The 4,788-nt window shown below is 60.2% G+C and carries 6 protein-coding genes; all 6 read right to left on the bottom strand.

Annotated elements, in window-relative coordinates; translation table 11 throughout:
• On the bottom strand, positions 1–1,183 hold a 1,183-nt coding region (locus tag ACRXB1_RS30745), incomplete at its 3' end, for an alpha,alpha-trehalose-phosphate synthase (UDP-forming) (RefSeq protein WP_449494188.1).
• A 198-nt stretch (positions 1,184–1,381) separates the two neighbouring features.
• Positions 1,382–1,639: a hypothetical protein gene (locus ACRXB1_RS30740; RefSeq protein WP_061998925.1), complete on the bottom strand. Its 258-nt coding sequence runs from the start codon at positions 1,637–1,639 to the stop codon at positions 1,382–1,384.
• A gap of 168 nt (positions 1,640–1,807) precedes the next feature.
• Positions 1,808–2,026, bottom strand: coding sequence for a hypothetical protein (locus tag ACRXB1_RS30735; RefSeq protein WP_075359579.1), 219 nt, complete (start codon positions 2,024–2,026; stop codon positions 1,808–1,810).
• 278 nt (positions 2,027–2,304) lie between these two features.
• The gene (locus ACRXB1_RS30730) at positions 2,305–3,705 is read right to left on the bottom strand and encodes a sigma-54-dependent transcriptional regulator (protein WP_061998924.1); all 1,401 of its coding nucleotides are present in this window, start codon (positions 3,703–3,705) and stop codon (positions 2,305–2,307) included.
• Positions 3,706–4,043: 338 nt separating this feature from the next.
• Entirely contained in the window at positions 4,044–4,301 is a 258-nt protein-coding gene (locus ACRXB1_RS30725; RefSeq protein WP_075359580.1) for a hypothetical protein, read from the bottom strand.
• Between the two features lie 43 nt (positions 4,302–4,344).
• On the bottom strand, positions 4,345–4,788 hold a 444-nt coding region (locus ACRXB1_RS30720; RefSeq protein WP_449494187.1), incomplete at its 5' end, for a DUF883 family protein.

Below are 4,788 nucleotides of genomic sequence, written 5' to 3'. Positions count from 1 at the left end.
TGTCGGCCGCGCCGGCAAACTGCGACAACACGAGTGCGCCCGGGTCGGCGGGGTCTTGCGATGCCACGTATTCCTTTGCAACGAGATTCATGCCGTCGCGCAATGGCGTCACATATCCCACTTGCGACAGCCGGAACAGCGCCATCAGCAAGTTCCGGTCGTACTTGCGGTTCAGGTACTGAATCGGCGTCCAGTCGAGTTGTGCAAAGCGGCCGTTGATCCGCCCCGCTTCGCCTTCGAGATTCTGCCGGATGCGCTGATAGGTCTGCACATCGGAGCGCGTAGGCGGCGCGATCTGCACCATCGATACCCGTCCATGCCAACCCGGCGCATGAAGCAGCAGGCGCTCGAACGCCTGGAAGCGCTCCGCCAGCCCCTTCGAATAGTCGAGACGATCCACGCTCATGATCAGCTTGCGGCCGCGCAGGCTGTCGCGCAGGCTCTTGACCGGCTTGCGATTGGAAAATTGCTCGGCGATCTTCGCAATCGCATCCGGATAAATGCCGATCGGATACGCGCCGACCTTCAACATGTGCCCATGCGCCTGCAACATGCCGTCTTCGCTGAGATGCCCGAGGTGGCCGCGTTCGACGTAATCCACAAACGACTGCTTGTCCGCCTCGGTCTGGAATCCGACGATGTCATAGCTGCACATCGCCTTGATCAGCTCTTCGTGCGGCGGAACGGTGCGGAGGACTTCGGGGACTGGAAACGGGATATGGAGGAAAAAGCCAATCGGATTCTTGATGCCAGCTGCGCGGCATTCCTGCGCGAACGGCAGGAGGTGATAGTCGTGAACCCAGATGATGTCATCGGGTTCGAGCAGCGGTTTCAATTGCAGTGCAAGGTTTGCATTGACCCGGGCGTAACCGGCGTATTCCTCGCGATCGAACCGCGACAGGTCATTCCGATAATGAAAAGTCGGCCATAGGGTCGCGTTCGAGAAGCCGCGGTAGTACTGGTCATAATCGCGCCGCGTCAGTCCGACGGTCGCATACGTGACGTTGCCGCGCTTCTCCACCACTGGCGCCGATGCTTCCCCGACAATCTCGCCGCTCCAGCCGAACCACACACCGCCTGTCTCCTTCAGCGCGTCCAGCACGCCGATCGCCAGGCCGCCCGCAGCAGGCTTGCCCTCCTGGATCGGCGCGACGCGATTCGATACCACGATCAATCTGCTCATTACAGCTTTACCTCATCAGTTGTCGTTGCTCGTTCGAATTGATCGGAATAGCAATGCAAGACACGTGCCGTTTTTACAATCTGGAAAATAAAAATTGTGTATAAATGTGACAAACGAACGAAAACACGCGGCAAGGGCGTGTAGCGCAGAAGATTTTGGTGGGAGGCCAGCGCGCTCGACACGCCTTGCTTATCGCTCTCAGGCGTCCTGTTCCGAGCCCAGATCGCGCTGATAGTCGATGCCTTCCTTGCGTACCCCGCCCTGATTGTGATCGCCGTCAGGCGGCGTTCCCGGCGCTGGCCGGTTCTGTCCGGCGGGATCGTGTGGCGTCTGGTCGGTCGTCGCATTCGGCGCCGGAACCTCAGGCTCTGGCGGCATTGCTGATTTGAGTGAGTCGGCGCGTGCCTCACGGCGAGACGTATGACGCGCGGAACGGCGCAGTGCGGGATGTCTCATGGATGCCTCCAGGAAGAAGGCCGTCGGAGCGTTAAGTCGGCGGCGAATCGCTAAAAAAGCAGAATTAATGACCTTGGATAAAATACTAACGAGGTCATTGTTACCTCGTGCGTTGTAATGCCTACAGCGTGTTGGAAAATCCTTCAAGCAATTCGGCGCCGCGTCGTATCAATGAAACGTGCTGGACATGTGCGGTGTTTCGTTCGGTCCCGGCGGTGGATCGCCTATCGGCTGGCTAGGCGGTGACGGCGGCTCGCGGGTCGGATCGGGAACGGTGTCCGGCGGTTCCTGTGGGGACGGCGGAGGCGGTTCCGGTGTGAACGGCGGATCAGGCGGTTGCGGCGTCTGCGCGCGCAATGGGTTTCGAGACGAGGTGAGATCGGTCATGGCGCGCTCCCTGGATCTTATGATGGTGACACTCGTACGGTCCTGATGTAACGGATCCGGCCAAGGACTCTCGATTTGGTTCGCATCGCAAGTCGCCCGAATATCAAGCAACTCGCTTAAGCCAACCATCCAGTTGCAGCAAGGGCCATGCCCTGCGATTCACAGGACCCATCAGGCATTATCGGCGTACATATTGCGCGTGCAAACGAAAAACGCCCGTCCAAAGCAGACATCTTTCGATGTCCCCATGAACGGGCGTCAACGATGCAACAACGTGATCAGCGGTTGCCTGCGTCGCCTACTTCACTGGCTTCGCTTTCCGCAGCCTTGTTCGCGGCGTCATCGCCGTATTCGACCAGCCGGTTATAAAGCGTCTTCAGGCTGATGCCGAGGATCTCGGCCGCACGCGTTTTCACACCGCCGCATTGTTCGAGGGTCGCCAGGATCAACTGACGATCCGCTTCGGCGAGCGACGTGCCGAACGGAATCGTCACGGCCGTTCCCGCCGATGGCTTCGACAACGAGATCTGCAGCGGCACGGTCGCCGTGCTGTCCGATTCGGCGCCCGACATGATATACGCACGCTGCACGTAGTTCTTCAGCTCGCGCACGTTCCCCGGCCACGGATACGACGCCAGCATGTCGCGTACGGCCGCCGGAAACGTCTTCTTCGTGTTGTAGCGCGAATTGAGCTCGTCGAGGAACGCCTGACCCAGCAATTCGACGTCGGTACCGCGGTCCCGCAACGGCGGCAGGTTGATCGGGAACACGTTGAGCCGGTGATACAAGTCGAGGCGCATCTTGCCTTCGAGCACGGCCTGCTCCGGATCGCGGTTGGTCGCGGCGATCAGGCGAACATCGGTTTCCAGTTCCTTGGTCGTCCCGACGCGCATGAACATGCCCGTTTCGAGCACGCGCAAGAGCTTCACCTGCAGTTCGATAGGCATCTCGGTGATTTCGTCGAGGAACAGCGTGCCGCCGTTCGCCCGTTCAAAATAACCCTTGTGCTGGCGATCGGCGCCGGTGAACGACCCGCGCTCGTGCCCGAACATCTCCGATTCGATCAGGTTCGGCGATATCGCCCCGCAATTCACCGCAATGAACGAGTGCTTGCGGCGCAGGCTCAGCTCGTGCAGTGTCTGTGCCGCGACTTCCTTGCCGGTGCCCGACTCGCCGATCAGCAGCACGGACGCGGCTGTGGGCGCCACGCGGCCAACCTGGTCGTAGACGGTTTGCATGGCCGGCGAATTGCCGAGCATCAGGCCAAAACGGCCCATGCGGCGCAGTTCGCCGCGCAATGTGCCGATCTCGGCCTTCAGGTCACCTGGACGCGGCAAACGGCTCAAGATGGCCTTCACGCGCTGCATGTTGATGGGTTTGACGAGGTAATCCGTCGCACCCATCTTCAACGCGTTCACCGCGGACTCGACGGTCGCGTGTCCCGTGATGACGATGATCTCCACGCCCGAGCGCGGATCGAGGTCCTCGAACAGGTCGACGCCCGAGCCATCGGGCAGCTTGAGGTCGGTGAACACGACGTCCGGCGTCTGGCGCACGAGTTGAATCCGCGCTTCGCGCAGGTCGCCGGCAGTTGCTGTCGTCAGTCCGTCTTCGCCGATGATCGCGGCTAGTGCCTCGCGGGTACTGGGATCGTCATCGACAATCAATACGTGTGGCATGCGTCTCGAATTTATCCAAAGCGTTGAGGGTCACACGATGCTGAACGCATCGTGGAGATCTCCGGGGGCGCCGGCTACACATCGTCACACGTGGAAACGTATGAAGATGAGGACTTCACCCGCCAGGCCGAATGCGCACCGATAGAACTCAAGCACGCCGAAAGATGAAAATCTTTCCGATTGATTAACTGGCATGTCACTGCACCCGCAATAATTGCCATACAGCGTGGTTATTGCAGTGAGTACATCGATTATAAGGCTTTATCAAGATGAAACGCACGCCGAGGCGTGCGTTTCGATGATGCTTCGAGTCTATCTCGGGACCCGCGCAGATTGACTCAGCTGTGCGGAAAATGCCAAGCGTCCGGCGTTCCGCCCAAGGCCCCGTTGCTGCCGTTGGCGGGCCGTGGCGCAACCGGCCGTGCGGCAGCCGTTGCAGTTGAAGGCGTGACCACCTTGCCGCCCTCGTCTTCCCAGCGCGTCAGGTCGCGCGGGGTGCGTTTTACGGTATCGCGTTTCGTTTGCGCCCATTTCCATGCGAGCACGCTGCCCACTGCGAACAACGCGCCAAACAAGCCGATCTTCGGTCGTGCCATTGTTTCTCTCCTTGTATTCAGATGATCGGGGACTGCATACGTTCTATCGCGAAACGATGACGCCCACCAGAAAGCCGATGCCCGCCGCAATGCCGAGCGCCTGCCAAGGGTTGTCACGCGTGTAGCGGACGGTGCCATCTAGGCTCGCGCGGTACTTGTCCTGCGCGCCCGCTTGCGCTGCTTCCAGCGCGTGGCGGGCGGTATCGACGTGGTCGCGCAGACGGGTGCGCAGGGCGTCCACGCCTTCAGCCGGCAACGATGCGCTCAGGCGCACCAGTTCCTCGGAATCGTTCAACAAGACCTTGATGTCCTCGATGATCTTCTGCTTGCCCAAAGAGATCTGGACTGTCGTTTGACTCATGTTTTGAAACCCCTTGCCATTGACTTGTGGTCGATCGGCCGCCAATGCGCCGATCATGATGTGGACGCGTCCCGGCGCGTACGCAACGTTCGCAGCGCGCTCGTCCTGGGCGGCATGCTGCGAACA

The organism is Caballeronia sp. M23-90 (assembly GCF_053574605.1).
The sequence above is the reverse complement of the archived record's forward strand: the minus strand, read 5'-3'. Positions and strand labels throughout refer to the sequence as shown.

Excerpts from the sequence above, each read along its gene's own strand:
- ACRXB1_RS30725 (WP_075359580.1), bottom strand. The coding sequence starts at position 4,301 with ATGGCACGACCGAAGATCGGCTTGTTTGGCGCGTTGTTCGCAGTGGGC.
- ACRXB1_RS30735 (WP_075359579.1), bottom strand. The coding sequence starts at position 2,026 with ATGACCGATCTCACCTCGTCTCGAAACCCATTGCGCGCGCAGACGCCG.
- ACRXB1_RS30740 (WP_061998925.1), bottom strand. The coding sequence starts at position 1,639 with ATGAGACATCCCGCACTGCGCCGTTCCGCGCGTCATACGTCTCGCCGT.
- ACRXB1_RS30730 (WP_061998924.1), bottom strand. The coding sequence starts at position 3,705 with ATGCCACACGTATTGATTGTCGATGACGATCCCAGTACCCGCGAGGCA.